The organism is Mesorhizobium dulcispinae (assembly GCF_033977345.1).
GTDB lineage: Bacteria > Pseudomonadota > Alphaproteobacteria > Rhizobiales > Rhizobiaceae > Mesorhizobium > Mesorhizobium dulcispinae.
Genome location: NZ_JAVIIY010000004.1, coordinates 16,664 through 42,580 on the forward strand (window position 1 = coordinate 16,664; position 25,917 = coordinate 42,580).

At 62.4% G+C, this 25,917-nt stretch carries 25 protein-coding genes and 1 tRNA gene; 17 read left to right on the top strand and 9 right to left on the bottom strand.

Features of this window, described 5'->3' with window-relative positions:
• Positions 1-255 precede the first annotated feature (255 nt).
• The 6 genes from RFN30_RS10935 (at position 256) to RFN30_RS10960 (ending at position 4,953) form a co-directional block, all read left to right on the top strand.
• On the top strand, positions 256-486 hold the full coding sequence (locus RFN30_RS10935) for a helix-turn-helix transcriptional regulator (protein ID WP_320262098.1): 231 nt from the start codon (positions 256-258) through the stop codon (positions 484-486).
• Positions 483-683 (top strand): hypothetical protein, encoded by a 201-nt coding sequence (locus tag RFN30_RS10940; RefSeq protein WP_320262099.1) that lies wholly within the window; start codon positions 483-485, stop codon positions 681-683. Before RFN30_RS10935 ends, RFN30_RS10940 begins: the two co-directional genes overlap by 4 nt.
• Positions 683-1,210 carry a bifunctional DNA primase/polymerase gene (locus tag RFN30_RS10945; protein WP_320262100.1) on the top strand — a complete coding sequence of 176 codons (528 nt, stop codon included), beginning with the start codon at positions 683-685 and terminating at the stop codon, positions 1,208-1,210. The genes RFN30_RS10940 and RFN30_RS10945 overlap by 1 nt, the downstream gene beginning before the upstream one ends.
• Before the next feature lie 3 nt (positions 1,211-1,213).
• Entirely contained in the window at positions 1,214-2,953 is a 1,740-nt protein-coding gene (locus tag RFN30_RS10950) for an AICE element replication initiation protein (protein ID WP_320262101.1), read from the top strand.
• A 361-nt stretch (positions 2,954-3,314) separates the two neighbouring features.
• Entirely contained in the window at positions 3,315-4,553 is a 1,239-nt protein-coding gene (locus RFN30_RS10955; RefSeq protein WP_320262102.1) for a tyrosine-type recombinase/integrase, read from the top strand.
• 238 nt (positions 4,554-4,791) lie between these two features.
• On the top strand, positions 4,792-4,953 hold the full coding sequence (locus RFN30_RS10960; protein WP_320262103.1) for a hypothetical protein: 162 nt from the start codon (positions 4,792-4,794) through the stop codon (positions 4,951-4,953).
• 185 nt (positions 4,954-5,138) lie between these two features.
• Here RFN30_RS10960 and RFN30_RS10965 read toward each other — a convergent pair whose 3' ends face one another.
• On the bottom strand, positions 5,139-5,621 hold the full coding sequence (locus tag RFN30_RS10965; protein WP_320262104.1) for a hypothetical protein: 483 nt from the start codon (positions 5,619-5,621) through the stop codon (positions 5,139-5,141).
• 37 nt (positions 5,622-5,658) lie between these two features.
• Positions 5,659-6,411 carry a hypothetical protein gene (locus RFN30_RS10970; RefSeq protein WP_320262105.1) on the bottom strand — a complete coding sequence of 251 codons (753 nt, stop codon included), beginning with the start codon at positions 6,409-6,411 and terminating at the stop codon, positions 5,659-5,661.
• A gap of 135 nt (positions 6,412-6,546) precedes the next feature.
• Here RFN30_RS10970 and RFN30_RS10975 point away from each other — a divergent pair, with 135 nt between their 5' ends.
• The 3 genes from RFN30_RS10975 to RFN30_RS10985 all read left to right on the top strand — a co-directional run bounded on the left by RFN30_RS10975 (position 6,547) and on the right by RFN30_RS10985 (position 8,548).
• Entirely contained in the window at positions 6,547-6,759 is a 213-nt protein-coding gene (locus tag RFN30_RS10975) for a helix-turn-helix domain-containing protein (protein WP_320262106.1), read from the top strand.
• A gap of 111 nt (positions 6,760-6,870) precedes the next feature.
• Positions 6,871-7,998, top strand: coding sequence for a hypothetical protein (locus RFN30_RS10980; protein ID WP_320262107.1), 1,128 nt, complete (start codon positions 6,871-6,873; stop codon positions 7,996-7,998).
• 1 nt (position 7,999) lies between these two features.
• Complete coding sequence (locus tag RFN30_RS10985) at positions 8,000-8,548, top strand: hypothetical protein (protein WP_320262108.1); 549 nt, start codon at positions 8,000-8,002, stop codon at positions 8,546-8,548.
• 262 nt (positions 8,549-8,810) lie between these two features.
• Here RFN30_RS10985 and RFN30_RS10990 read toward each other — a convergent pair.
• Positions 8,811-8,885 (bottom strand) — tRNA-Gly (locus RFN30_RS10990).
• A gap of 186 nt (positions 8,886-9,071) precedes the next feature.
• Between RFN30_RS10990 and RFN30_RS10995 the strand changes: the two genes are divergently transcribed.
• The 4 genes from RFN30_RS10995 (at position 9,072) to RFN30_RS11010 (ending at position 11,819) form a co-directional block, all read left to right on the top strand.
• On the top strand, positions 9,072-9,569 hold the full coding sequence (locus RFN30_RS10995) for a prolyl-tRNA synthetase associated domain-containing protein (protein ID WP_320262109.1): 498 nt from the start codon (positions 9,072-9,074) through the stop codon (positions 9,567-9,569).
• A gap of 86 nt (positions 9,570-9,655) precedes the next feature.
• The gene (gene trxA / locus RFN30_RS11000; protein ID WP_320262110.1) at positions 9,656-10,651 is read left to right on the top strand and encodes a thioredoxin; all 996 of its coding nucleotides are present in this window, start codon (positions 9,656-9,658) and stop codon (positions 10,649-10,651) included.
• A gap of 187 nt (positions 10,652-10,838) precedes the next feature.
• Complete coding sequence (locus tag RFN30_RS11005; protein ID WP_320262111.1) at positions 10,839-11,510, top strand: LON peptidase substrate-binding domain-containing protein; 672 nt, start codon at positions 10,839-10,841, stop codon at positions 11,508-11,510.
• A 63-nt stretch (positions 11,511-11,573) separates the two neighbouring features.
• Positions 11,574-11,819, top strand: a complete 246-nt coding sequence (locus tag RFN30_RS11010; RefSeq protein ID WP_320262112.1) for a Trm112 family protein — start codon at positions 11,574-11,576, stop codon at positions 11,817-11,819.
• A 362-nt stretch (positions 11,820-12,181) separates the two neighbouring features.
• Here the strand turns inward: RFN30_RS11010 and RFN30_RS11015 are convergent, their stop codons facing one another.
• From RFN30_RS11015 to RFN30_RS11030, 4 genes are all read right to left on the bottom strand, one after another.
• Positions 12,182-15,514 carry an error-prone DNA polymerase gene (locus RFN30_RS11015; protein WP_320262113.1) on the bottom strand — a complete coding sequence of 1,111 codons (3,333 nt, stop codon included), beginning with the start codon at positions 15,512-15,514 and terminating at the stop codon, positions 12,182-12,184.
• Positions 15,511-16,989: a DUF6504 family protein gene (locus tag RFN30_RS11020; RefSeq protein WP_320262114.1), complete on the bottom strand. Its 1,479-nt coding sequence runs from the start codon at positions 16,987-16,989 to the stop codon at positions 15,511-15,513. The genes RFN30_RS11015 and RFN30_RS11020 overlap by 4 nt, the downstream gene beginning before the upstream one ends.
• Positions 16,931-18,028: an ImuA family protein gene (locus tag RFN30_RS11025; protein ID WP_320262115.1), complete on the bottom strand. Its 1,098-nt coding sequence runs from the start codon at positions 18,026-18,028 to the stop codon at positions 16,931-16,933. The genes RFN30_RS11020 and RFN30_RS11025 overlap by 59 nt, the downstream gene beginning before the upstream one ends.
• 128 nt (positions 18,029-18,156) lie before the next feature.
• Positions 18,157-19,767 (bottom strand): GmrSD restriction endonuclease domain-containing protein, encoded by a 1,611-nt coding sequence (locus RFN30_RS11030; protein WP_320262116.1) that lies wholly within the window; start codon positions 19,765-19,767, stop codon positions 18,157-18,159.
• Between the two features lie 189 nt (positions 19,768-19,956).
• Between RFN30_RS11030 and RFN30_RS11035 the strand changes: the two genes are divergently transcribed.
• A complete protein-coding gene (locus RFN30_RS11035; RefSeq protein ID WP_320262117.1) occupies positions 19,957-20,394 on the top strand; it encodes a metallopeptidase family protein in 438 nt (145 codons plus the stop codon).
• 251 nt (positions 20,395-20,645) lie between these two features.
• Here RFN30_RS11035 and RFN30_RS11040 read toward each other — a convergent pair whose 3' ends face one another.
• Together RFN30_RS11040 and RFN30_RS11045 are read right to left on the bottom strand one after the other, a co-directional pair.
• Positions 20,646-20,852 carry a DUF1737 domain-containing protein gene (locus RFN30_RS11040; RefSeq protein ID WP_320262118.1) on the bottom strand — a complete coding sequence of 69 codons (207 nt, stop codon included), beginning with the start codon at positions 20,850-20,852 and terminating at the stop codon, positions 20,646-20,648.
• A gap of 30 nt (positions 20,853-20,882) precedes the next feature.
• Complete coding sequence (locus RFN30_RS11045; protein ID WP_320262119.1) at positions 20,883-21,764, bottom strand: HpcH/HpaI aldolase/citrate lyase family protein; 882 nt, start codon at positions 21,762-21,764, stop codon at positions 20,883-20,885.
• 647 nt (positions 21,765-22,411) lie between these two features.
• Between RFN30_RS11045 and RFN30_RS11050 the strand changes: the two genes are divergently transcribed.
• The 3 genes from RFN30_RS11050 to RFN30_RS11060 are packed head-to-tail and all read left to right on the top strand — an operon-like array spanning position 22,412 to position 25,888.
• A complete protein-coding gene (locus RFN30_RS11050) occupies positions 22,412-23,110 on the top strand; it encodes a response regulator (RefSeq protein WP_320262120.1) in 699 nt (232 codons plus the stop codon).
• A 59-nt stretch (positions 23,111-23,169) separates the two neighbouring features.
• Positions 23,170-24,669 carry a sensor histidine kinase gene (locus tag RFN30_RS11055; RefSeq protein ID WP_430698968.1) on the top strand — a complete coding sequence of 500 codons (1,500 nt, stop codon included), beginning with the start codon at positions 23,170-23,172 and terminating at the stop codon, positions 24,667-24,669.
• A 52-nt stretch (positions 24,670-24,721) separates the two neighbouring features.
• Entirely contained in the window at positions 24,722-25,888 is a 1,167-nt protein-coding gene (locus tag RFN30_RS11060; protein WP_320262122.1) for an NAD(P)/FAD-dependent oxidoreductase, read from the top strand.
• Positions 25,889-25,917: the final 29 nt, after the last annotated feature.

Sequence of the window (25,917 nt, forward strand, 5' to 3'; positions counted from 1 at the left end):
TAGGCGATCAAAGCACGGGGAGACCTTGCGCCGAGAGCATCCTAGGCAGTTCTCAATGACGCACTGAACCGGAGATTTCATCTCTAGGGGCTTGGCTCACAACACCGGGTGGTTTCCTAGAACCACACTAAGACCCTAACGCTACTCGTTACGGCTGCTCACATTTCCACCCCGATTTTTGGTCGGGAGCGGATGTGTGCGCGGCCGCATTCGCGTGCCGTCACGTCATTCGTTCCCTCTGCAAGGACAACGCAGATGGACACAATGTTTCAAGTTCCCGGTCGCTATAGCGCGCCGGGCACTACAGCCGAGAGGCTGCTCACCCTTCATCAGGCAGCCGAGGCGCTTGGGCTGCATTATTGGCAACTCCAACGCGCGGTGAAGCGCGGCAGCATTCCGGCCTACGTACCTTTTGGCAGAAAGCTGGTCAGGCTGAGCGAGGTGGTGGCGTACGTCGACTCTTGCCGGCAGGGCGGCGTCGAATGACACGCAAGTCATTTTCCGCGCCCAACTACGACGACCCGATCGATTGGTTGACGCCGCCCACCTATCTCCATGCTAAGCCGCAAAGCCACCCGCACTTGTTGCAGATCGCCAAGGGCGCGCGGATCATTGTGTTCACGGTGGAGGCCGGTCCGGACGATCAGTCGATAGTCGTGACCGTCCGGTCGGAAGGTGCGTGATGGTTGATCAAACACGCACCTTCGGCGATCTCGCGCCGTTATACCGGAGAGCAGGCTTTTGGCCTCGCCCGGTTCGCCCCGGCACGAAGGCCTGTCCCTTTCTGAAATGGAACATTCCAGATCCCGAACGCAAGCTCGGGGAGCTGGACGGCTGGCTCGAAAGCCACGGTAATTGGGGCATCGGCCTGGTTCTTGGCTCACCGTTCCCTGACGGGACGAAGTTGGCGGCGGTGGACATTGATCGCGACGACTACATGCGGGTTACGCAGGCGCTCCTCCGCAATCCACCAAGCGGCCGGATCGGCGCGAAGGGCATCGCCTATCTCGTTCGCCTGAGCGGCGATGGCAAGTATCGGGCCCTGAAGGTCAAGGGCGAGGGTGGGGCGAAGATCGGCGAGATCCTGTGCGACAACCGCTTCCTCGTCCTTCCGCCGACGATCCATCCCGACACCGAGCAATCATATCGCTGGATTGGCCGGCCTCTCCTTGAGGTCGACTACCGCGAACTCCCCATCATCGAGGCTTGAAACATGGAAGATACCGCACCCAAGATACCCATCGGCTTGGTCGAAGCCGTTTTGAGCACCAACCACGCCGCCGGCCTCATGACCGGCGGCGATACACATATGACGGCCCTTCATTTCGTCGGCGAAGTTGTTCCGTACACGCAGGACCCTCAGTGGATCACGGAGATCGCGGCAGGCTACCTGCCCGTCGACTATTCTGGCGATACGCTCAAGGAAATCCCTCGGATGATCGCGGATAGTCTCAAGAAAGGCTACGGATCACTGAAGTCGCCTGACAAGAAGCCCTCCGCCGTGGATATCGGCCTCAAGCTGGTCCGCGAAGTGGGAATGGAACTCTTCCATACGCCACAGCAGGTCGGCTTTGCCGCGCTAGCGCGCCAGGAAACTGGCACAGTTTGTTACCCGATTCGGTCGGAGGCGATGAGGGGCTATATCCGGCTGCAGTACCATCATGCGACAGGTAAGACTATTAGTCGCGAGGGCGTTGCAGAGATAATCGACCTCATGGACGCCGAGGCGATATTCATGTCGCCGGAGGAAGAGATGCATGTGCGGGTCGCTGGGCACGGCAGCGATGTCTATTATGACCTTGGCCAGCCTGACGGCACCCTAGTAAAGATCACGCCGACCGGTTGGGTCCTCGTAAACGATGCACCGGTGAGGTTCTATCGTCCCAATGGGTTCGGGGTGCAGGTGATTCCCGAGCGTGGCGGCAGCCTCAACGACCTGCGCGATCTGCTCCAACGCGACGACAAAAGCTGGGTTCTGCTACTCGCATTCCTGCTCATCGCGCTGAGGCCGACGCACCCCTACATGGTGCTTCTGCTCAGCGGCGGGCACGGCAGCGGCAAAAGCAAGATCAGCGAGCTGATCAAGCGCATTATCGACCCGAACACTTTGGAGAAGTTCCGCCTGCCAAAGGACGAGCATACCTTGGCGATCCAGGCGGCCATGGCCTGGCTGTTGGTCTACGACAATACCTCTGCCGTACGGTGGGATTTGTCGGATGCCATCTGCGCCATGCTAACCGGCGGTGGGTTCAGCACTCGCAAATACTACACCGACGACGAGCAGCGGATGTTTAAGAATGCTCGCCCCGCCATAATCAATGGCATTGGCGAGTTCGCTAGCCAGCATGACCTGTTAGACCGGGCCATCGCGATTAAGCTGCCGACGATGCCGGAAGGCACCCGCCGCACCGAGAAGGCAATCAACGCTCAGTTCGAAGCAATCCTGCCCGGAATCCTTGGCTGCCTGTTCGATATCGTCGGCGACGCACTACGCCGCTTCGATGAAGTGGAACCGCCCACGACGGTCAGGATGGCGGACGCTGCCCAATGGCTTGCCGCCGCGGAACCGGCAACGGGTTTGCCGGAAGGCACGTTCCTGGGAGCGCTTGAGGCGAGCGTCAAGGAGATTACGATCGAGAACACGATCAACCACCCTCTTGTTCTGGCGATCTTCAAGCTGCTGGACGCCCTTGGACCCGAGCGCGCCTACGAAGGGACGATGGGCGACCTGCACGACAAACTGCGGGGCCATCATGAGCGGCTCGATCCGCAACTGCCACAGACGGCCGCGCACCTGTCGAATATGCTTCAGCGCCTCGCGCACGGGATGGCCGAGATTGGGCTCAAGGTCGAGCTGATGCAGCGGACCAATCGCGCCAAGCCTGTTCGAATCTGGATCGAGCAGACTGAACACACTCCCGAGCCAAATCGGATGGCGAAAATGCTTTGGTGAGGCTGTGCGAGTGGCGCTGGTGGTGCCGGTGGCGCTGCCCTGCACCCCTAGGGGGCTATGGCGGGGGCCGTAGCAGGGCGCAGCAGGCGGTCCACCGCCCGAGCGGTGCGGCCAGCAGCTACACCAGCCGCACCAGCGCCACTCTGCCTCGAGGACTGCGATTTCAACCTCGGTGGCCGAGGAATCCGAAATTTCCGAGGCCGCGAGAAACCGCGGCCTCGTCTCCCGACAGTGGGCTGAGGTTACCGCGCTGGTTACGATTCGGACCGCTTTGGCGGCTCTAAGGCACAATTCGCGATTAATTGTGCGGGTTACCGGTGCGTGTTTTCCTGGCCGTTTTTTGCCTAGCGAGAGCACAAGTATGAACGACTTCAGAGTATCCATCACGCACACGACCCGTCGGCGCAAGCTCAAGGACGGCAAGGTTGCCCACTATGATCAATACTATTGCGAGTATCGGGATCCCAAGCTGAACCGAAGACGCCGCCGTGCCTTCAACCGGAGAAAGGATGCCGAGGCCTTCAGGAATGCACTTCTTCTTAAGGTGGCCGAGGGGAGCTACGTTGATGAGCGGACAGCGCCGACTGTGGGTAAGGCCATCGACCATTGGCTGACCGACAAGGAAGGCAAGGTGAAGGCCTCGACGCTGACGGGCTACAAGGTAGTTGCCAACGGGGCGATCCGTGGACCCTTGTTGATTGGCACTGCGCAGGAGCGGGCCGACTATACCGAGACCGGCATCGCGCCACAGGGCGCCCGGTTCATCAATTTGCTAGGTGATATCAAGCTAACCGACCTGAACACCGCCATGATCCGGGTGTGGCACAAGACCATCGTCGACCAGTGCGGGACCTACACAGCCAACAGGGCCAAGAGCCACCTCAAGTCGATATTGGCCTTGGCTGAGGAAGACTTCTCGATCCGCGCGCCGTCCATGCCGACCGGGCTCGCCAGGGTGCGACACAAGCCCAAGAAGGCCATTTTGACACCCGAACATATTGCTGGGCTCATTTTGGCGGCCAGGGACCACGCTGAATGCGGTATCTACTACGCCTTCCCTTTCCTTGCCGGCACCCGACCCTCTGAGCAGTTGGGCCTGCTTTGGTCCGAGGTGGACTTCGACAAGAACGTGATCCGCATTCGTCGCATTCAGGAGCGCGACGGCTCGTTGACCGAGATGACCAAAACCGAAGCGGGCACGCGGGATGTTCCGATGAGTTCGACTCTGCGAGAGATGCTACTGGCGTGGCGCGTTCGCTGTCCCCGGAAGGGCAAGGAACTGCACCGCGTGTTCCCCGGCCCTGGGCGCTTGCAGGAATGGCCAAAGCCCCGCCTCGGTGGTGGCGGGCCGCTGCTCTACCAGAATTTCCGCAAGCGCTACTGGGCACCAGCGTTTAAGCGGCTCAAGCTGCCCTATGTGACTCCTCACTCGGCGCGCCACTCATTCATTTCAACCCTCCAGGCGCAGGGTATCGAGATAGGCTTGGTCGCCCAGATCGCAGGTCATGCGAACCCGACCGTGACCCTGGGTCACTACACCCAAGCGGTTCGTGACGGCAGCGCCGCCATTGAGGCGCTCGACCGGGCCTACGGCGGGTAGCCCCAGCCGGTGCATGGCCCCGCCGCGCCACCGGCGCATGGTCCCCGTGGGTGCTGGCTGGCTGGCCCGGCCCCGTGGCCCGCCCGGCCGCAGCACGCGCCCCGTGGCCGCCCCTGCCACAGGGGCGACATGTGGCAGGCCTGCACTACGCTGGCACCGCCTAACTATCTGATATTACGCAGATAATTGTGCGCGGACTCGCGCCGTGTTTTCCTGTCCTGTTGGACAGGAGGCAGTCATGCACATCATGGTCAGGGACAAGCGCACCGGCAGCGAGGAATGGCTGCCGCTGGAGCAGGCCGCAGTGCTAATGAAGCTAGATCCTGCCGAAATCGAATGGGCACTGGAAGAATTCGGCGAGTGCGAGTCCGTCGACTACATCGCCGTGGAACCAGAATAGCTCCGCGCCTACCCCAGCCTGCTGCGCCCTGCCGCCCGTCTGCCTGACCAGCCGCGAATATACCCCGTCTCTCGGGCGGACCTGCTCAACCTCCCCCTTCAAACAGATATGTGCAGGCGGTATCGATGGGACCCATCCGAATGTGCAAAGGATTCGAGGCCATCTGAATACCAGTGCGCGCTCGCCTACGACGCACAGGTCCTTACCGAGCCGGTCTTGACCATTTCCTGCCACTTGTCGCCGAGCACGTCGCGCGCGGAGATGGCGCTGGAGGCACCGGGCTCGCCTTCATGGAACATGCGGATACCAAAGTTCTGATCATGGCTGCCGTAGATTATTGTCGGCCCCGGCCGATAGGTCGTGGTGGCGTTGAGATATCCGCCGCTGACCACACCCGTCGTCTGATAGCTGCCGGGCAGCTGCGCGACCTGCACATTGTCCGCCGCAGCAGCACCGACGATGATGTAGCGATCGTAGCCGGCCTTGATCGTTTCGATCGCCGCCTGCTTCTGCGCCACCCTGGCCGCACCGATGCCGCCGCAGACCGGAGCCGCGCTCGCCTGTACGATCGCGGTATTCTGTGAGGTGCGGATGGTGTTGGTGCCGGCGCAGGCCGAGAGAGTGAGAACTGGAAGCGCATAGGCAGCAATTCGAAGAACCTGAGACATGATCTAACCTGTTGTAATTGCGCAATTATTCGAAAAATCACGCGCAAATTTCGCTGTCAATTATCGGTCTCGCGTGGCGCGACGAGCCGCCGTATCGGCCGGCAATAAAGCCCTCGTCCCAGAGCCCACATGCTTCGGTGGCTGCCGCCGCAAGTCGGGCGGGGCTCTCTGGGTGAACAGCCAGAAAGAAGGCGACGTGGGCCGTGGTGAATGTCCAGACCAGGGCGTCAGGCGCGACGCTTCGCAGACGCTCCATGCAAGAGGCAAGGAAGGCCCGCCGCTCCACCCTGGGAAAGTGTTGGTAGACGAGCATAGATTTCCCAGAACCGTAGAAGCGGGCCACCTCGTCCAGGTAGAGGTATTTGGAGGAATTCTTGCGCCCCTTCGGCAGCGATGTCTCCAGACCGTTGTCCGGATCGAAGAAGACGACATCGGCGCGTTCGAAAGCGGAAGAGCAACGGTCCATGAAACCGGTGCGCCCCGCTGCATCGTCGGGCAAAAGCTCGTTGAAGTAGGCTGCGCCCGCTATAGCGCCGCTGTCTTCGATTGATTGCAGCCGGCGCCGATCAGGCTCATCGGCCGCATGCGCCAAGATATCGAAAAGCTGCGGATCGAATTGCCGGTACCGGTCAGGCTGTTGGAGATAGGCAAGCTTGCCGCCGTCGGAGCTTCCGTCTGAAGGCGTCAGCATCCAGCATACGCCGATGCGGTTGACGCCACCCCACGACAGCACCCGCAGCAGTGCATACTTCCGGTAGTCGCTGATGTCCCCGACGTACTGATGTTTCATGCGCCCCGAATCCCCGTCGGGCGAGCATGCCAGAATACCCTAATTTGGGGTACTCAAAATTCGGGTTTTATTGAAGCGCTGGTCCTTGAACTGGCGCATCCATTGTCCTCACTTCGATCCGACCTCTACCGGAGAATGATTGAACTGCTGGTGCAGGCTCGCAAGGATGCGGGCCTCACGCAAGCCGAACTGGGGAGGCGGCTAGGGTTGCGCCAGACCGTCGTCTCAAAATTTGAATTGTGCGAACGTCGGCTCGATGTGGCGGAATTCGTTGCTGTTGCCAGGGCAATCGGCACCGATCCGCATGCTCTTATTAACGCCGCTATGGAAAAATCGCCTCCACTCTAGACCAGGCAGCGCCACTAACGGATCCAAGTCCGGTACAAGCGCTCCGGGCGCCTTGCTTGCGATTCGCAACTGATCTAAACGGAATAGGAAACTTGGGGAGTGGGGCTCGGCATGAAGTTCGATATTGCGGCCAAACTTGTTTTGCCGTCTCAACGCGCTTTTGTTGTTCATGCTGGAAGGGCGCGGGTCAACTATGACGAATTTGTTCAGAACGATATTGTCTTCCTAGAAGCGCCTTATCTCCGGCTGGGAGACATTAGTCTTAACTCCAAAGGCAATGTTCGACGCGCAATTCGGCGATCCATCGCGCTACGGAATCACGCCGAAACAACGGGGAGTCAACAACCCAGCGAGCTTACAAAGGACTACGATGACGGAACGTTCCAAGAGTCCGATCTTCAAACCCTAAGCGGGAGTGTAGCCCGGCTATATGGGCGAGCCAAAAAGGGCGACCTCGTGATAGTTCCCGGCCGGGATAGCTACGACGGCCTGTATCGTCCGGTCATCAGATTTGGTGAGATCGCCTCAGATTTCAGTGCTTCTGACATCTATGATGGTAATCGACTGGCTTCACAAAAAGTCCCTTTCAGGAAAGTGAGGTGGCTTAATGTGGTTCCTAGAAAAGAAATCTCGATCCGACTAGAAAGACGGATCGGTAAGCCTCCTGCGGTTCGAGAAATCAAAATTGATCGAGACAGCGATGAATTGCTGAGGCATGCTTACGATTCTTATATATTTGAAGGAAACTCAAGCAGTGTCGTTAGCGCGGATAAGTATGATGCTGCCGATTTCGTCGTCTTAAATCGGGCAAGCGACCTTATTGCTTTCCTTGTCTCAGCCCATGCTGTCGTCTCACGGAACGTTGGTAGCCCACTGAGCATAGGAGACATTGAAGCGTTTACCGAGCAGCATTTTCGTGACGCTCGTGTAGAAAATATCGAGGTCGACTTCGCCTCGCCCGGGTATTGGCGGATATTTGGCGCGTCAGTATCGTTAGCCGCGTTTGTCGCACTGGGTATAGCAGTTCTCTCTTCAGGCGTTCCAGCAAATGTCCTGGCATCGGGAATTGAAGTGACCAATTCTGTATCTCCCGAGGATGGAACCGCAAAAGACCTGGAAAAGTCAATGAACCTGTTGTTAAGGTCGGTAGACAAACTCCAGCTGCATAAGGCAGTTCGCACTGCTAATAATGCCAAGAAGGCAATTGGCCTGCAGAGCTCGACAAAGCAGACAAATTAACATGCTCGGCAAACTCAAGCGAATCTGTGCCCACATGGGAAATGTCCTTTTAAAGGATACTATTCCTGTATGGTTGTCGTTGATACTTATGGTGTTGGGAGCCTGGGCTACCTACTGGCTAGCTCCGAAAATCAATGCAGAATTCGAGTTGCAGTCGGCACGACGTGAATTCCTTGTGAAAAATCTGGAAAGTTTTTCAAGTGACACTAAAGGTCTCATCGACGTGATTTCAAAAGGGGTGAACGAAACCGATAAGTTAAAGTATCAAGCAATTATCGCAGAGGTAAACCCTTCCGTGGCTAAGCTGCAATTTGCCGCTACGCAATTGCTGTACGTTGTCCCGGAAAAGTCTGATGAAATAGTTGCATACCAAAGCACGCTTGATAAACTTCAAGATAGTTTCTTGACGTTCAGGGTTGGTCAGAATGCAGAGGGTATATTAAGCGACTCCAAGTCATTGATGAGGCAGTCACTCCAGATTTATGAATCCCTCCTGACAAAGGCGGGTTTGGGGGACCATATCCGGTCACAACCGGCGCAGCCTCACTAGGTGCGGCGTGTTGGGATATGCGGCGATCGTTAGAATTCCCCACGAGTTTGGGGCGACGGGCGGCTGATACCGAGTCACTCAACGAACTAGCCGCCCCTGGTTTAACGTCCTGTAGTTTTCGGCGCCCCGTCGCGAACAAGTAACCCGCGCGTAACCCGCATCTTTTGAGCCATCTGTATGGGCCGCGATTTCAATCGCCCAAAAACGCGAAAAAGCCGCGGAAAACCGCGGCTTTTCGTTTGCTTGATCCCTTGAGGGAAACTGGAGCGGGTGAGGCGATTCGAACGCCCGACCCCAACCTTGGCAAGGTTGTGCTCTACCCCTGAGCTACACCCGCTCGCGCGGCCTTGGGCCGCAAGCCGCGCCTATATGGCCGAAGAGCGCGCCGATTGCAACAGGGAAATGACGGTCTTTTTGGAGCTAGTTTCGAACCGGCGGATTCCCTTGGCCCAGCCGGGCGATCTTGCCCCGAGGGCATGGTTGGCCGTAAACGGCATAAGCCTTCCCGATGATGTGAGGACCGATGCCGAAGACCGAAGCCGAGCTTTACGCCTTTCTTGCCGATCTCGGCATCTCCGTCTCGACGGTGCGCCATCCGCCCCTGTTCACGGTTGCCGATTCGCAGGCGCTGCGCGGCGAGATCCCGGGCGGCCACACCAAGAACCTCTTCCTCAAGGACAAGAAGGACAATTTCTTTCTCGTTACCGTCGGCGAGGAGGCGGAGGTCGATCTCAAGCAGATCCACCATCTGATCGGCGCCGCCGGCCGCGTCTCCTTCGGCAAGCCGGAAATGCTGATGGAGCTGCTCGGCGTCATTCCGGGCGCGGTCACCGTCTTCGGGCTGATCAACGACACGGCCGGCCGGGTCAAGGTGGTCCTCGACCAGGAGTTGATGAGCCACGAGGTCATCAACGGCCACCCGCTGACCAATGAGGCGACGACGACCATCGCCGCCACCGATCTCGTCAGATTCGTCGAGGCAACCGGCCACGATCCTGTTATCTTGAAAGTCTCGGCTTGATCGCCACATGGACGGCGAAAACCGAACTCCGACAATGACGCGCTGCGCCTTCATGCCGGCGGCGGCGCGACCGAAAGGGCGACGACATGAGTGACAACAATCCGTTCAGCGGCTCATTTGGCGGCAATGCCGGCCAGTACGCCCAATCCGTCCAATATGGCGGGGCCGACCGCGCCAAGGTCTCGCTCGGCGAGGCGCCGGCGGCCGCGGATCTCATCAAGGACACCACGACCGCGACATTCGCGGCCGACGTCATCCAGGAATCGCGTCGCCAGCCGGTGCTGGTCGACTTCTGGGCGCCCTGGTGCGGCCCGTGCAAGCAACTGACGCCGCAGCTCGAAAAGGCGGTCAAGGCCACCGGCGGCAAGGTCAAGCTGGTCAAGATGAACATCGACGACCATCCCTCGATCGCCGGTCAGCTCGGCATCCAGTCCATTCCCGCGGTCATCGCCTTCAAGGACGGCCAGCCGGTCGACGGCTTCATGGGCGCGATTCCGGAAAGCCAGATCGCGCAGTTCATCCAGAAGGTCGGCGGCAAGGGCGGCGGCGGCGCGCCGCAGATCACCGAAGCGCTGGCCGCGGCCGCCGAGGCGCGCGAGGCGGGCGATGTCCAGACCGCGGCCGATATCTATGACGCGATCATCGAGCAGGCGCCCGAAACCATCGAAGCGATCGCCGGACTTGGCGAGATCCTGTTCGAGGCCGGCGACAGCCAGGGCGCCGAAGCGGCGCTGGCGAAGGCGCCCGAGGACAAGAAGGACGCGCCAGCGCTCGCGGCGCTGCGCGCCAAGATGACGCTCGCGGCGGAAGCGGCCGCGCTCGGCAACCCGGCCGAGTTCGAGCGTCGGCTCGCCGCCAATCCGAACGATCATCAGGCGCGGTTCGACCTGGCGATGGTGCAGAATGCGCGCGGCGAGCGGACGCAGGCCGCCGACAATCTGCTGGCCATCGTCAAGGCCGACCGGACATGGAATGACGACGGCGCGCGGGCGCAGCTGTTGAAGTTCTTCGAAGCCTGGGGAATGACCGACGAGGCGACGCTCGCGGCGCGGCGCAAGCTGTCGTCGCTGCTGTTCTCGTGAGCCGTTTGCCGGCTCTGTTGCCGGACGGGCTTGCGCAAGGCGCCAACTGCGCCAGATAGTGGCTTGCCGTGGCGATGATCGGATCAGACGGGCCGGTCAGAGGAGATCGCAGGTTTGACAGGCTGGCCGGCGACGCGTTCTGGAGTCGAAGTGCGGGCGAGGATTGAAGTGCAGGTGGAGGGTTGAAGTGCAGGTCGGAAACGCCCGCTACCGGCTCGCGAAGGATCTGCCTTCAGCAATCCCGGTGTTTCCGCTCGCCGGCGCCTTGCTGTTGCCGGGCGGCCGCATGCCGCTCAACATCTTCGAGCCGCGCTACCTGCAGATGATCGACGAGGCGATGGCCGGGCCGCGGCTGATCGGCATGATCCAGCCCAGCCTCGACGGCGCGCTGCGCGACGACGGCGAGCCGGAACTCTGCAGCGTCGGCTGCGCCGGGCGCATCATCTCGCTCGCCGAGACCGGCGACGGGCGCTACCTGATCTCGCTGCAAGGCGTCTGCCGCTTCCGCGTCACCCAGGAACTGACGGTTAAGACGCCGTTCCGGCAATGCCGGATCGCGCCGTTCCTCGCCGATCTCGAGGAGGACCAGGCAGCCGCCGAGGTCGACCGGCCGGCCCTGCTCAAGGCGTTCCGCGCTTATCTGCAGGCCAATGACCTCGAGGCCGACTGGGAAAGCGTCAGCCGCGCCGAGAACGCCATGCTGGTCAATGCGCTGTCGATGATGGCGCCCTACGGGCCGGCCGAGAAGCAGGCATTGCTCGAAGCGGCGGATCTGAAGACGCGCGCCGAGACGCTGATCGCCATCACCGAAATAACGCTGGCGCGCGAGGATGAGGATTTTGGCTCGAGCCTTCAGTAAGTGTATTGATATTCCTGAATCTCAGCACACTTAGCCTGTGGCGTTTGTATTAGGAAAAGTGCGATGGCAGCAGACGGACGTGACGGACGCAAGGCCACGGTCGACCCGAAGCTGCTGGAACTGCTCGCCTGCCCGCTGACCAAGGGGCCGCTGACCTGGGACGCGGAGCGCAGCGAGCTGATCTCGCGCGTGGCCAAGCTCGCCTACCCGGTGCGCGACGGCATCCCGATCATGCTGCCTTCGGAAGCGCGCACGATCTCGGCCGAAGATGTGCTGCCGCCGCAGCCACGGCTGGGCGGGCCTTCGTGAGCGGCTTTCGCTGGTGGACATTTCCGGAGGGGAGGCCGCAGGCCTTCGAGTTTGGCAAGGGGCGTCCGTGATTACATAACGCCGCCGCAGTGCAGAAATCCGAAACGCTGGCGGGACAGTACCCCCCTCTGCCCTGCCGGGCATCTCCCCCGCAAGGGGGGAGATTGGCGGCTTGGGCGCCGCGCCCTTCTTTCGACCTCGACAATTGGCGAAAGCCGCGCAACATCCGATCTCCCCCCTTGCGGGGGAGATGTCCGGCAGGACAGAGGGGGGTGTGAAGGAACGCGGCTTCACAGGATCTTCGTCCCATCCCAGGGTCTTCGCTCCTTGCTCCGCCCTCGGGTAACGAAGACCTCTGTGCCTCACTGAAAATTCCGCCCTCTCGGCATGACCTGTTGTGCGGCACCCGACAGGGTCTCGACGTCCTGCCGGACAGGCAGGCCCCGGCTCGCGACGCGTTCCGATCCATCCGGCCGGGTGTCGCCATCCGGCTGATGCTCGATGGTGGGCGGCCGCAAAAGCACGCTCAGCCAGGATGTGAGATCCTCGATCCTGTCGGCGACGATGTGGATGACGTTCGATTCCTGCTGCAGCTTGCCGGTGACGCGGATGAAGCGCGCGCCCATCACGACAGAGCGGAAGCGGTCGAAGACGCGCGGCCAGATGATGACGTTGGCGATCGCCTTTTCATCCTCCAGGGTGATGAAGATCGCATTGCCCTTGCCGGGGCGCTGGCGCACCAGCACAAGGCCGGCAACGGAGACGCGTCTGCCGTCGCGCACCGAGGGCAGGCTGGCATTGGGCGTGATGCCGGCGCGGGTGAGTCGCTCGCGCAGGAAGGCGACCGGATGCTGCTTCAGCGACAGGCCGAGCGAGCGGTAGTCGTGGACGACATGCTCGCCGAGCGGCATTTTCGGCAGCTTCGTCTCGGGCTCCAGCTCGCGCAGGCGGAGCGACGGCTGGTCGAACAGCGGCAGTTTTTCGGCAGCGCTCCTGCCGTCGAGCGCGCGCACTTCCCAGAGCGCCGCGCGGCGATCGAGGCCGAGCGAGCGGAAGGCGTCGGCCTCGGCCAGCCTTTCGATCTCGCCGACATCGAGGCCCGAACGCAGCCATAGATCCCTGACCGATCGATAGCGGTCGCCGCGCCGGGCGACGGCGGCCTCCATCCGTTCCTCGGACAGGCCCTTGATCTGGCGGAAGCCAAGCCGCACGGCATGAGCCGTCTCTATGATACCGCGCATCGAGGCATGCCGTTCGAGGATGCGCGAAGGATCGAAGGCAGCTTGTTCCAGCGTGCAGTCCCAGACGGAATGGTTGATGTCGACCGCGCACACCTCGACGCCATGATCGCGCGCGTCGCGGACGAGCTGGGCCGGCTGGTAAAACCCCATCGGCTGCGAATTCAAAATCGCGGCGCAGAATACGTCGGGATAGAAGGTCTTGAACCAGCAGGAGGCATAGACGAGCAGCGCAAACGAGGCGGCATGGCTTTCGGGAAAACCATATTCGCCAAAACCTTCGATCTGCTTGAAGCAGCGCTCGGCGAATTCCTTCTCGTAGCCCTTGGCGACCATGCCGTCGATCATGCGCTGGCGGTAATTGCCGATCGTGCCGGTGCGTTTGAAGGTGGCCATGGCGCGCCGCAATTCGTCGGCCTCGCCGGGCTGGAAGCCGCCGGCGACGATGGCGATCTTCATCGCCTGTTCCTGGAACAGCGGCACGCCCAGCGTCTTGCCGAGAATCTCCTTCAGCTCCGGCTTCGGATATTCAGGTTTCTCCTTGCCCTGCCGTCTACGCAGATAGGGATGCACCATGTCGCCCTGGATCGGGCCGGGCCGCACGATCGCCACCTCGATGACGAGATCGTAGAAGGTGCGCGGCCGAAGACGCGGCAGCATCGACATCTGGGCGCGCGACTCGATCTGGAAGACGCCGAGCGTATCGGCCCGGCAGATCATGTCGTAGACCCTGTCGTCCTTTTCGGGGATCGTCGCCAATCCCAGCGGGCGATCATGAGCGTCTCGCACATCGTAATGATGCTCAAGCAGGGTCAGGGCGCGCTTCAGGCAAGTCAGCATGCCGAGCGCCAGCACGTCCACCTTGAGGATCTTCACCGCGTCGAGGTCGTCCTTGTCCCACTCGACCATCTTGCGCTCCTCCATCGCCGTCTTGACGATGGGCACGACCTCGTCGAGCCGGTCGCGGGTGATGACGAAGCCGCCGACATGCTGGGAGAGGTGGCGGGGAAAGCCCATGATCTCGTTGGCGCGCTCCAGCACCTGCCGCGACAGCGGGTCGGTGCGGTCGAGCCCGCCGGCATTGGCCTCCCTTTCGCCGAGCTCGGAGGTCGACCAGCCCCAGATGGTGCTCGACAGGGCGCTCCGGACGTCCTCCGAGAGGCCCATGGCCTTGGCCACCTCGCGCAAGGCCGAGCGGCCGCGATAGCTGATGACGGCGGCGGCTAAAGCGGTGCGCTTGGCGCTGTATTTCTCGTAGATATAGGCGATGACCTCGTCGCGCCGCTCATGCTCGAAGTCGACATCGATGTCCGGCGGCTCGTTGCGCTTCTCGGAGATGAAGCGCTCGAACAGCGTGTCGATGCGCTCGGGTCCGACCTCGGTGATGCCGATGCAGAAGCAGACGATCGAATTGGCGGCGGAGCCGCGTCCCTGGCAAAGGATGTTCTGGCTGCGGGCGAATTTCACGATGTCGTGGACGGTCAGGAAATAGCGCGCATAGTTCAGGCGCTCGATCAGCGCGAGCTCGCTGTCGATGCGTTGCGACACATCCGCGGGAACGCCAGCCGGATAGCGTCTTACAGCCCCTTCCCGCGCCAGCCGTTCGAGCTCGGCCTGCGGCCCGAGGCCGGATTCGGTCGGCTCGTCCGGATAATTGTATTCGAGGTCGCTGAGCGAGAAGGTCAGCTCTTCGGCGAAGCGCAGCGTTTCCGCCAGCGCTTCAGGATGCCAGCGGAACAGGCGCGCCATTTCCAGCGGCGTCTTCAGATGACGTTCGGCATTCGCCATCAGTTCCAGCCCGACCTCGGAAACCGGCGTGTTGAGGCGGATCGCGGTGAGCACATCCTGCAGCGGCCGGCGCTCGGCGGCATGATAGAGCACGTCGTTGGTCGCCATCAGCGGCAGGCCTGCGTGTTCGGCCATCGCGGCCGCCTGCTCGATGCGGAAGCGGTCGTTGCCGCCGTAATCCGGCGCCACGGCGAGCCGGAGCGCAGCGCCGAAGCGATCATTGAGCCGGCTAATTAGTGCCAGATTGTCTTCCGCGCGCGTCGACAGATAGGGCAGGACCGCCAGCGACATCAGATCGCCCCATTCGAGCAGGTCGTCGAGCTCGAGCAGCGTCGCGCCCTTCTCGTTCTCGTCGCGCAGATTGGCTTGCGTCAGCATGCGGCAGAGATGTCCCCAGCCCTTGCGGTCGCGGGGATAGGCAAGGATGTCCGGCGTGCCGTCGCAAAAAACCAGGCGGCAGCCGGGATGATAGGCGAGCTTCTCCACCTTGGCCTGCTGCCAGGCGCGCACGACGCCGGCGACCGTGTTCCTGTCGGCAAGCCCGATCGATGAAAAACCGTAGAATTTTGCCGTGACCACCAGCTCCTCGGGCTTGGAGGCGCCGCGCAGGAAGGAAAAGTTCGACTGGATGCCGAGCTCGGCATAGGGGATGGCGGTCAGCGCGTTCATGCGAAGACCCCGTGCATGAACCAGCGCGGCGCGGCCTGCGGGGCGCTGCCATAGAGGCCCTGGCGGTAGAGCCAGTAGCGGCGCCCTTCGCTGTCCTCGATGCGGTAATAGTCGCGGGTCGGCGCCTCTTCCTCGCCGGGCAGCTGCCGCCACCATTCGGCGGCGATGCGTTCCGGCCCTTCGGCGCGGGCGACGCGGTAGAGCGCGCGCCGCCAGCGGAAATTCATCGGCGGACCCTCGGGAATCTCGGTCGCCGGCACCTCGATCGGCTCGGGCGAGCGGAACAGCCGCACCGGCCGCTCCGGCGGATAGATGGTCATCGGCGGTGCGGCCCGGCCGGGCTGCTTCGGCGGCATGCGCCTTTGCGGCGCCTCCGCGAAGGGAACCGTGGTCACGGCGCGCTCCGGCAGGTGGCTTTCGACGACGACCGGCTTCAGCACGGCGGCCTCGCCGAGGCGGGCGCGGATGCGGTCGGCGAATAAAGCGATGTCGGCATCGTCGTCGGCGGCCTCGCCGGCAAGGTCGCCCTGCAGCATGTCGAAGGCGGCGACCGAAAGCACGGAGAGCCGCACGAGGTCGAAGCCGAAACCGGCATCGATGTTTTGCTCCAGCGCGGTCAGCCGTTCGTGGAACAGTTTTCGGATCAGCTGCGGCTCGCGCATCGGGCGCGAGGTGCCGACCGCGATGCGGCTGACGGCGCCGTCGACGCGGAAGAGGAAAAGGGCGAGCGCCCGCGCACCCTCGCCGCGGCGTTCGAGATCGGCCTTCAGAGCGATGGCAAGCCGGCTCACCAGCCGCTCGATGTCGTCGGTGAGCATGATCGGTTCGGCAAGATGGCGCTCGACAGAGAGCGGCGCCACGGGAAGGCGCGGCGACACGGCCTCGTCGAGGCGGCCGAGCGCCTGGTCGAGGCGCAACAGCAAGGTGGCGCCGAAGCGGCGGGCGAGCGGGGCGCGGGGCGCTGCCATCACCGCGCCTACCGTGCGCAGGCCGACGCTTTCGAGGCTGGCGCGGGTTTCCGGCGCGATGCGCAACGCCGAAAGCGGCAAGGGTGCCAGAAGCGCCTCCTCCTCGCCGGAGGCCACGATGCGATCGCCATGGAAGCGCGCCGCCGCCCAGGCGGCCCCCGGCGTCGAGGCGAGGCCGGCGCGAACATCGAAGCCTTGCTCGAAGAAACGGGTGAGGATCTCGTCCTGCATGGCGCGCTCGCCGCCGAACAGATGCGTGCAGCCGGTGACGTCGAGGAACAGCCCGTCCGCGCCGTCGATCGCCACCAGCGGCGTGTAGCGGTCGCACCAGTCGGCAAGACCTTCGAGCAGGCGATGGTCGGCCTCCGTGTCGGCCTCCACCACATCGATCGAAGGGTGCATGGCGCGCGCATCGGCAATGCCCATGCCGCGCTTCAATTTGAGTGCTTCAGCCCGCTCGTCGAGGGCTGCGATGCGCTGGGCGTTGCTGTCGCGATGGCTGATCACCAGCGGTGGGTGAGTTGGCGGCAGGTGATGCGAGGGCCGGGAACGCCAAGACCGCCCCAGACGCTGGCGCAGGATCCGCTCCGCGCTGAGATACGGGAACCACAGCGACAGAATTCTCTGTTCTTTCGGCAAAAGCGTGCTCATCGGGGCTCCACTCCAGTGTGAATTGTCCGGGCAGGGCCGTGCGGCTCTTGCCGATCTCGACGGTGAAGGCGGGGCGGCCGATCGAGCCGGCGAGCGGGCCGGCGACCGTCTCGCGGCTCGCAGCGGGTGCCGCCGAGACGATGAGGCGCACCGGCGCCGCGGTGGGCTCGGCCTCGCCGGCCTGGCGCAGCAAAAGCACCGGCCGGCCGGCGCTTTGGGCGCGGGCGTGCAGGCGGCGCGTCGCGGTAAGGTGGAGAAGCCGCGGGCTGCCGCGGATTTCGAGGATGACGGCGGCGAAGGCCGTCATGCGGGCGGCCTCCTCGGCGATCCACAGCGCGTCGAGCAGTTTTGGCGCCTCGGAAAATAGCAATTGCTCGGGCTCTATGCCGAAGAGGGCATGCAGCCCCCTGGCATAGGGAAAGCCGGCCTCGCGGAAGATTTCCGCCGTGCCGATCCAGAGGACAGGCAGGCCCTGTTTCTCTCTGAGGATCAGGCTGGTGAGGGAGAGCGCAAAGCCGGCGACGGCGCCGGCATCGCGCGTCTCCAGTCCATGGATTTCACTGAGCGCCGCCTTCGGCAGACCGCCGCCGAGTGCGGTGTCGAGGCGTTCGATGCCTGTGTGCAGGAAGGCATCCGGCGATGCCACCGCGAGGCCGCGCCGGACGATGGCGATTTCGGGGGTGATGTCCGGCTGGGCCGCATCGCTGTATATTTGTTTTTCCGCAATTCCGGACGGAAAACCGCTTCGCACTTTTCCTGGAATTGCTCTTCCTGGGATTGCTCTAGGCGCGCCGCCCGCCGGCACCTCCAGGCGCTCGGGCAGCGTTCCCTCGATCTTCGCGATCTGGCGGCGCAGGGCAAAAACAGTTTCCCGCGCCACGGCGCTCATCGCCATGACGTTCACTTCCGGCAGCAATTGTTCCCGTTATGTTCCTATAGATTCCAGAGGGCCCCGGAAGAGTCAAGCGGAGTCGTAAGGAATTTATTCTTAGGATTCAGGAACCTCTTAAACGTTCCGTATCCCTACAGGCGAGAACGAGGAAATAGGTCGCTCATGTCGGAACCCGCTAAACGCTGACGCGAAATCCGTGTTTTGTATCCTGTGTTACAATAAGGATGTGTCACTTGAGCATTGCCCGAATGCGCGCCGCCGCCGAGCGACCGTTCAACCTTGTGGTCTGTGTGCATAGAGTTGCGGTGCAGTAGACCACCACAAATACCACATCTAATACCACTTTGAGCCAATTCGGCCACAAAAGCCGCTGATTTGACGCTCCGATTGAACCTCCCGCTTCCGCCGTCGCTTTCCCTGATTGAAGCAGGCGTAGCGAAGAAACTGAAGCGATTGTCAGCAGACATTCCTTCAATTATTTGCGCGTCAACCTTGCCTTCCCACAGCCCGCGCAATCCCATCTCAAGAAAGTCTTCTAAAGCCGGACGGCTACGCGGGCCTGAACCTTGACGTTTCACGATCAAAGTGAAGGCCTCCTTGTGGGCAAGCAGGAAATCTTCAAAGGATCGCCGGACCCTTGTAAAATCATCGAGTTGTCCGCGCTCCACCAGCTTCTTGACAAGCTGCATAACGGCGAGGAACGCGATAGGCTGGAATGCGCCGCCTCTTGTGTAAAAATACACCAAAGGATGAAGACCCAACGACTCCGGTTCGTTCGTAGTAATACGCTCGATTCGACCTTGAACGGTGGTAATGTATCGAAGCGTTTCGGAGCCGTCGACATCAGGAGCCAATGAATCCTTGGCGCCAACGCCGTTTACTAACCCCACCAAATCAAAGATAAACGGTAGCGAACTGTAGCCACGACCACCAACCGGCACGTCCGACGTCTTAACAGGCAAATCTCCCATCGGCGGGAGGTAGAGAGCGTCATGGACGGCTCGACCGGAGCGTTCAATCTCAGCCTGTATCCCAGGCTTGAAGTCGTCCCAATATTTATGCCCCGAGCCACCACGGTTAATAGCTCTGGTAGCAATAGCTACGGCTGATGAGCGCGCCCGAAGAATGCGCTTTTCGACAGGGTCAACCGGTGTGGGTGCCTGGTTGATCTTGAAGAAGGAATTCTCTGCGCCCACGGCATCGACGGCTGGTACCCATTGGGCGATAAATGAGTTGGAATTCATCATTCCAACTCGATTCTTGATCTTCTCGGTGGCGAACTGAGTACGGTTCGCGTCGATATAAGACGAGTAGGTACCGATGTTTTGTTCAACGAGCTTTCTTGTCTGCTCGGCCAATTTCAATTGCTCTTCTGGCACCTGATTTTGGAAGAAGTTTATCGAGCGGGACCTGTCGCCATAGTCGTCATATATCCAAGCCAGCAATGCGCTGAGACGATGTGCGCCATCGATAACGAATACGTACTGCCCTGAACGCCACAGAATAATCGCAGGGATCAAATCCCCATCAAGAAATGCGGCAATTAGGTCAACAATTTTGGCCGGCGTCCAGTTAGAAGTTTCGCGCTGAAAATCGGGCTTTCGGAGACTTTGAACAAAGAAGTCATCCTTTAATAGACCCATACTAATCGTCCCGGTCGGATTTCCCTTAAAAGGAGCACTTCCTGCTGCGAAATCCTCACGCGGTATGAGCGCGTCTAAGTTGACACCGGCAAGGGCCATCCCTTCTACCCCCTAAGCTACCCGTTCACGCCTAGTCATAGTCTAGCCTCTCTGAGCACGCCAGAGTTGAGTACGCGAAGGCAGTGCCGAACCTATTCGTCAGCTATTACGTGCGAGACCATTCCCGCCAGCCGGCTCATTTGCCTCAATCGGCGCGAAAGCCTATATGCCGGGATCAAAGGAAATTTTATGGCCCGCATCTACAAGACCCGCACCTGGCACGACCAACTCTCGCCGTCGATGGACGAGATGGAGCTTCTGGCGCTGGAGGCCTACGCCCATCTGCCGGACGAGTTCCGCAAGCTCACCGGCGAGATCATCATCCAGATCGCCGAGTTCCCGACCGACGAGATCATGGACGACCTGTCGCTGGAAACGCCCTTCGACCTGCTCGGCCTGTTCGAGGGGCGCGGCATCGCCGAGCGCTGGAACCCGCAAACCGGCGAGGGGCCGAACCGCGTCACGCTCTACCGCCGCGCCATCCTCGATTACTGGGCCGAGAACGAGGAGACGCTGGGCGACATCGTCACCCATGTGCTGATTCACGAGATCGGCCACCATTTCGGCCTGTCGGACGACGACATGGAGCGGATCGAGGAAGCGGCCGAGCAGGCGGCGGCGGGATAAACACACCTCGTCATCCTGGGGCGGAGCAAGGAGCGAAGCGACGCGGCGCAGACCCCAGGATCCATGCCGTGAGATCAAAGCCAGGACTGCGGTGCAGAACAGAGCGCCCGCCGCCGGACGCTGCAAATTCGTCAATTATCCTGACCCGCCGCGCCTTTCGGCAGATGTAACGGCATGGATCCTAGGGTCTGCGCTCCGCTTCGCGTCGCTCCGCCCTAGGATGACGAACTGAGAGGGCCTTCGCCTTTTCCCTACCAATCGCTGAGCTTGGTGTCCGAGGTATATTCCCGGCCCTCGACATCCTTCACCACGGCCTGGCCGCAGCGCATCGACTTGGTCGTCTTGTCATAGGCATAGGTCGGCGAGCCGAACAGGTGCCAGCCCTTGTTCAGGGCCGCCGTCACCTTGTGGCAGAAGGTGGCGTCGTCCGGACCGGACAGAAAGCGGTAAAGTTTCATTTTTCGACCCTGTCTTGAATATCCCGCGCATCATGCCCCGATGATCGCGGCCTTCGCCAGAAGTTTCTCGGCTTCGGCCAGATGCAGCCGCTCGACCATGCGGCCGTCCAGCGCAATGACGCCCTTGCCGGCATTTTCGGGCCGGGAGAACGCCTCCCTGATCGCGCGCGCCCTGGCCAGCGCCTCCGGCGCCGGCGAAAAGGCGCGGTTCGCCGGCTCAATCTGGGCGGGGTGGATCAGCGACTTGCCGTCAAAACCCATGGCGGCCGCCTCGGCGCATTCCCGCGCCAGGGCGTCCATATCGCGAAAATCATTGGCGACGCCGTCGATCACGTCGAGGCCGCCGGCGCGGGCGGCGAGCACAAGCTGCATCAGCCAGGGCATCAGGTAGCGCCGGTCGGGCGTTGCCAGAATGCCGGTTGCCTTCACCAGATCGTTCGTTCCGGCAACGAAACAAGCGAGGCGGGACGCCGGTTCGCGGCCGAGCTCGGCGATGGCGCCGATGTTGAGCAGCGCCTTCGGCGTCTCGATCATCGCCCACAGCTTCACCGTATCCGGCGCGAAATTGTCGTCGAGCAGATCGCCGGCCTCGAGGATGTCGCGCGGCGTGCCGATCTTGGGCAGCAGGATACCGTCCGGCCCGGCCTTGGCGACGGTCAATAGATCGTCGATGCCCCATTCACTGCCGAGCGGATTGACGCGCACCACCATCTCGCAGCGCCGTTCGGGCCGCGCGGCCAGAACGCCGGTAAGTTTGTCGCGCGCGGAAATCTTGTCGGCGGGCGCTACGCCATCCTCGAGATCGATGATGACCGCGTCGCAGGCCAAGGACGGGATCTTGGCGAGCGCCCGCTCGTTCGAGGCGGGCATGTAAAGCACCGAGCGGCGCGGACGGTAGGTCTCAACGGTCATTAGCGATCTATGCAGGCTGCCGATTGTTGAGGCAAGGCGTGGCGGCCAATTGCAGACATCAGTGTTGCCCCTCATCCCCCTGCCGGGACCTTCTCCCCGTATAGTGACGGGGAGAAGGGGCTGGCAGCAACCCCGGCGCTTTTCTTGCGGCGTTGGTGATTGGCGAAACCAGCGATCACGGCGCCCTCTCCCCGTCCCTACGGGGAGAGGATGCCGGCAGGCAGGCGAGGGGCAGCGCTAGCGCCCGAGAATGACGATGGAGCGAATGAAGGGGCAGGCTGCACGAAATCTGCAAATTATTACGGAAAACCTCCTCCGATCCGCCCCGAGCTTTCCGCGCCGGCCAGCCATAGAGGCCGCATGCGAACACATGAAAAACCCCGCTGGTCCCTGCCCTACCGGCTGCGTTATGACGGCTGGTGGCTCGTCGAGCCGCAAAGGATGCGCGCCTCGGCAACCGTGCTGCCTTTTGTGCCGAGGTCGCGACGCATCGTTTGGAAGGCCAGGGAAGCCCGGCGGTGACGGGCGCGCGCCGTCCGGAAAAACCGGTGCGCCTGGAATTTTCACGACTGGCGATTGCGCCACACTCTCGACAAGCGCGGCGCGCTTGCTAATCCTGCCGTCACCGAACCCCGGGCCATTGATCGATGCCGCATACCATTCTCGTCGCCGACGACGACCCGCATATCCGCGAGATCATCTGCTTCGCGCTGGAAAAGGCCGGCATGAAAACGGCTGCCGTGGCCGACGGCGCCGCAGCACTCCAGGCGGTCGAGCGCCGCGCGCCGGACCTCATCGTGCTCGACATCGGCATGCCGGAGATGGACGGGCTGGAGGTCTGCCGGCGGCTTCGGCAGCGCTGCGACGTGCCGGTGCTGTTCCTGTCGGCGCGGGATGAAGAGATCGATCGTATCCTCGGCCTCGAAATGGGCGGCGACGACTATGTGACGAAGCCGTTCAGCCCGCGCGAGCTGGTCGCCCGCGTCAATGTCATCCTGCGGCGCGCGCGCCCAGCGGCGGCGGAAGAAGAAGCGGACGACCGTCAGTTCGCGCATGGCAAGCTGACGCTCGTTCCGGTAAGCCATGCGGCGAGCTTTGAAGGCAAGCCGCTGCTCTTCACGGCAATCGAGTTCGCGATCCTGAAAGGCTTCCTCGCCCGCCCGCTTCATGTGCTTGGCCGCGACGCGGTGATGGCCAATGCCTATCAATCGAACATCCATGTCTCGGAACGCACCGTCGACAGCCATATCCGCAACATCCGCGCCAAGCTGGCGGCCGTCGGCTGCCTGGACGCAATCGCGACCGTGCATGGCGTCGGCTTCCGGCTCGGCCGATGCGGTGGTTGAGCAAGGAAAGATGGCGGCCGAGGCTCGCCACCGTCGTGGTCGCCATCCTGATCGTGGTGATGGCGCTGCCGCTGGTCGGGCTGTTCTTCTTTCGGCTCTATGAGAACCAGCTGATCCGCCAGACCGAGGGCGAGCTCATCGCGCAAGGCGCGGTCGTTGCCGCCATCTATGCCGATGCGGTGCGCGCGGCCGGCATCCCGCCTGAAAAGCTCGGCGCGCAAATCCCCACGATGCGCGACGGCACCAACTATCCTTACGAACCGATCGAGCCGAGCCTCGACCTCGCCTCCGACGATGTCATGCCGTCGCGCCCGGCAGGCCTTCCGGCGACGGCCGATCCGGCCTTCGCCGCGATTGGGGCAAAGCTCGACGGCATCCTCGACGAGACGCAGAAGACGACGCTCGCCGGCTTCCGGTTGCTCGACCCGCATGGCGTGGTGATTGCCGGCGGCGGTGAGGTCGGCTTGTCGCTCGGCCAGGTCGAGGAGGTGCGGCAAGGGCTCGCCGGCGCTTATGCCAGCGAGCTCCGCTTGAGGATCCCCGACCAACCGACGCCGCCGCTTTATTCGGTGAGCCGCGGCACCAAGGTGCGCGTCTTCGTCGCCCTGCCGGCCGAGGTCGATGGGCGGGTCGCCGGCGTGGTCTATCTATCGCGAACGCCGAACAACATCGTCAAGCATCTCTATGGCGAGCGCGGCAAGGTCACGCTCGCGGCGATCGCGATTCTCGGCGGCACGCTGCTGATCGCCCTGGTCTTCATCCGCACCGTCAGCCGGCCGATCTATGCGCTGATCGAGCGGACAAAACGCATCGCCGCCGGCGACCGCGAGGCGATCAGGCCGCTCGACCATCACGGCACGCGCGAGATGGCGGCGCTGTCGGCGGCCTTCCTCGACATGGCGCAAAAACTGCAGGCGCGCTCCGACAGCATCCAGACCTTCGCTACGCATGTCTCGCACGAGCTGAAATCGCCGCTGACGGCGATCCAGGGCGCGGCGGAATTGCTCAGGGATTCCGGCGGGGCGATGGACGAGGCCGAGCGGCGGCGTTTTTCCAACAACATCGTCACCGATGCCGGGCGGCTCAATCTCCTGGTGCGCCGGCTGCTCGAACTGGCGCGCGCCGAAAACCTGGCGCCGAGCGGCGCAAGCACGACGCTCAATGCTGCGCTGGCGCTGCTGCCGGTCGATACCAGGCTGGACGTGCGCATCGAATCGGGCGGCGAGATCGGCCTCGGCATCTCGGGCGAGAATCTGGCGATCGTGCTCGCCAACCTCATCGACAACTCCGCACGACATGGCGCCAGAAAGGTCGCGATCACTGCCGGAGGCGCCGGCAGCAGGGCGGCCGTCCATGTCGGCGACGACGGTGACGGCATTTCGGCCAGCAACCGCGCAAGAGTGTTCGAGCCGTTCTTCACCACAAGGCGCGAGGCCGGCGGCACCGGCATGGGGCTCGGCATCGTGCTGGCCCTCCTGAAAGCGCATGATGGCACGATAACGCTGGTTGACAGCGAGCGCGGCACACGCTTCGAGATCAATTTGCCTGCATTGATTTGAGCGTCTGAGCCCCAGCCTCGGGATCATGCTCTGAAGCCGGAGAACCAAAAGAGTGCGTTACGACATCGTCATCATCGGCGGGGCCATCGTCGGGTCCTCGGTCGCCTACTATCTGCGTGAAGAGGGTTTTACGGGCTCCATCGCGCTGATCGAGCGCGATCCGCAATTCTCCCATGCGGCGACGACGCTGTCCCTGGCCTCGATCCGCCAGCAATTTTCCATTCCTGAAAACATCCGCCTGTCGCAGTTCACGCTGAAACTCTTTCGGCGGCTCAAGGAGACCTTCGGCGCCGACGCCGATATAGGCTTCCGCGAGGGCGGCTACCTTATCCTTGCCGGCGAGGCCGGGCTGCCGATCCTCAAGGCCAATCACGAGGCGCAGATCGCCGAGGGCGCGGACATCCTTCTCGAGGACGCCGACCAGCTGACGCGCCGTTTCCCCTGGCTGTCGGCCGACGGCATTTCCGCCGGCGCCTTTGGCCGCAGCGGCGAGGGCTGGTTCGACGCGCATGCGCTGCTGATGCTGTTCCGCAAGGTGCTGCGCGACAAGAAGATCGATTTCATCACCGCCTCGGTCACCGGCATCGCGCGCCAGGGCAACCGCGTCACCAGTGTCTCCCTCGACAATGGCGAGACGCTTGAAGCCGGCATCGTCGTCAATGCCGCCGGCCCGAACGCCGGCAAGGTGGCGGCGTTCGCCGGGCTCGCGCTGCCGGTCGAGCCGCGCAAGCGCAATGTCTTTGTCTTCGAGGCGCGCGAGAAATATGCCGACATGCCGCTGCTGGTCGATCCCTCCGGCATCTATGTGCGGCCGGAAGGCTCGGTCTACCTCACCGGCGGCGCCGAGCCGGAGGAAGGCGATAGCGCCCCCGATCCGAAGGATTTCGAGGTCGAGTGGCCGCTGTTCGAAGAGGTGATCTGGCCGACTTTAGCCACCCGCATCCCCGCCTTCGAGGCGATCAAGCCGACGCGCGCCTGGGTCGGGCATTACGACTACAACACGCTCGACCAGAACGCAGTGATCGGGCCGCATCCGGAGGTGGAAAACTTCCTCTTCGCCAACGGTTTTTCCGGCCACGGCCTGCAGCAGGCGCCGGCCGTCGGCAAGGCGCTCGCCGAGCTGATTGTCCACGGCGGGTATCGCACGATCGACTGCTCGGCGTTCGGGTACGGGCGCGTGGCCGAGGGAAGGGCGTTCCGGGAGCTGAATGTGATTTAGCGTCGAAGATTCTCTTGGACGCCGGCGGG

Coding starts and splice junctions, on each gene's coding strand:
- RFN30_RS11035 (WP_320262117.1), top strand. CDS start 19,957: ATGGCCCGCATCTACAAGACCCGCACCTGGCACGACCAACTCTCGCCG.
- RFN30_RS11025 (WP_320262115.1), bottom strand. CDS start 18,028: ATGGCGATGAGCGCCGTGGCGCGGGAAACTGTTTTTGCCCTGCGCCGC.
- RFN30_RS10960 (WP_320262103.1), top strand. CDS start 4,792: ATGCACATCATGGTCAGGGACAAGCGCACCGGCAGCGAGGAATGGCTG.
- RFN30_RS10970 (WP_320262105.1), bottom strand. CDS start 6,411: ATGAAACATCAGTACGTCGGGGACATCAGCGACTACCGGAAGTATGCA.
- RFN30_RS10950 (WP_320262101.1), top strand. CDS start 1,214: ATGGAAGATACCGCACCCAAGATACCCATCGGCTTGGTCGAAGCCGTT.
- RFN30_RS10965 (WP_320262104.1), bottom strand. CDS start 5,621: ATGTCTCAGGTTCTTCGAATTGCTGCCTATGCGCTTCCAGTTCTCACT.
- RFN30_RS10980 (WP_320262107.1), top strand. CDS start 6,871: ATGAAGTTCGATATTGCGGCCAAACTTGTTTTGCCGTCTCAACGCGCT.
- RFN30_RS10955 (WP_320262102.1), top strand. CDS start 3,315: ATGAACGACTTCAGAGTATCCATCACGCACACGACCCGTCGGCGCAAG.
- RFN30_RS11010 (WP_320262112.1), top strand. CDS start 11,574: ATGGCAGCAGACGGACGTGACGGACGCAAGGCCACGGTCGACCCGAAG.
- RFN30_RS10995 (WP_320262109.1), top strand. CDS start 9,072: ATGCCGAAGACCGAAGCCGAGCTTTACGCCTTTCTTGCCGATCTCGGC.
- RFN30_RS11040 (WP_320262118.1), bottom strand. CDS start 20,852: ATGAAACTTTACCGCTTTCTGTCCGGTCCGGACGACGCCACCTTCTGC.
- RFN30_RS10945 (WP_320262100.1), top strand. CDS start 683: ATGGTTGATCAAACACGCACCTTCGGCGATCTCGCGCCGTTATACCGG.
- RFN30_RS10940 (WP_320262099.1), top strand. CDS start 483: ATGACACGCAAGTCATTTTCCGCGCCCAACTACGACGACCCGATCGAT.
- RFN30_RS11045 (WP_320262119.1), bottom strand. CDS start 21,764: ATGACCGTTGAGACCTACCGTCCGCGCCGCTCGGTGCTTTACATGCCC.
- RFN30_RS11015 (WP_320262113.1), bottom strand. CDS start 15,514: ATGAACGCGCTGACCGCCATCCCCTATGCCGAGCTCGGCATCCAGTCG.
- trxA (WP_320262110.1), top strand. CDS start 9,656: ATGAGTGACAACAATCCGTTCAGCGGCTCATTTGGCGGCAATGCCGGC.
- RFN30_RS11055 (WP_430698968.1), top strand. CDS start 23,170: ATGGCGCTGCCGCTGGTCGGGCTGTTCTTCTTTCGGCTCTATGAGAAC.
- RFN30_RS10985 (WP_320262108.1), top strand. CDS start 8,000: ATGCTCGGCAAACTCAAGCGAATCTGTGCCCACATGGGAAATGTCCTT.
- RFN30_RS11030 (WP_320262116.1), bottom strand. CDS start 19,767: ATGGCCCTTGCCGGTGTCAACTTAGACGCGCTCATACCGCGTGAGGAT.
- RFN30_RS10975 (WP_320262106.1), top strand. CDS start 6,547: ATGATTGAACTGCTGGTGCAGGCTCGCAAGGATGCGGGCCTCACGCAA.
- RFN30_RS11050 (WP_320262120.1), top strand. CDS start 22,412: ATGCCGCATACCATTCTCGTCGCCGACGACGACCCGCATATCCGCGAG.
- RFN30_RS10935 (WP_320262098.1), top strand. CDS start 256: ATGGACACAATGTTTCAAGTTCCCGGTCGCTATAGCGCGCCGGGCACT.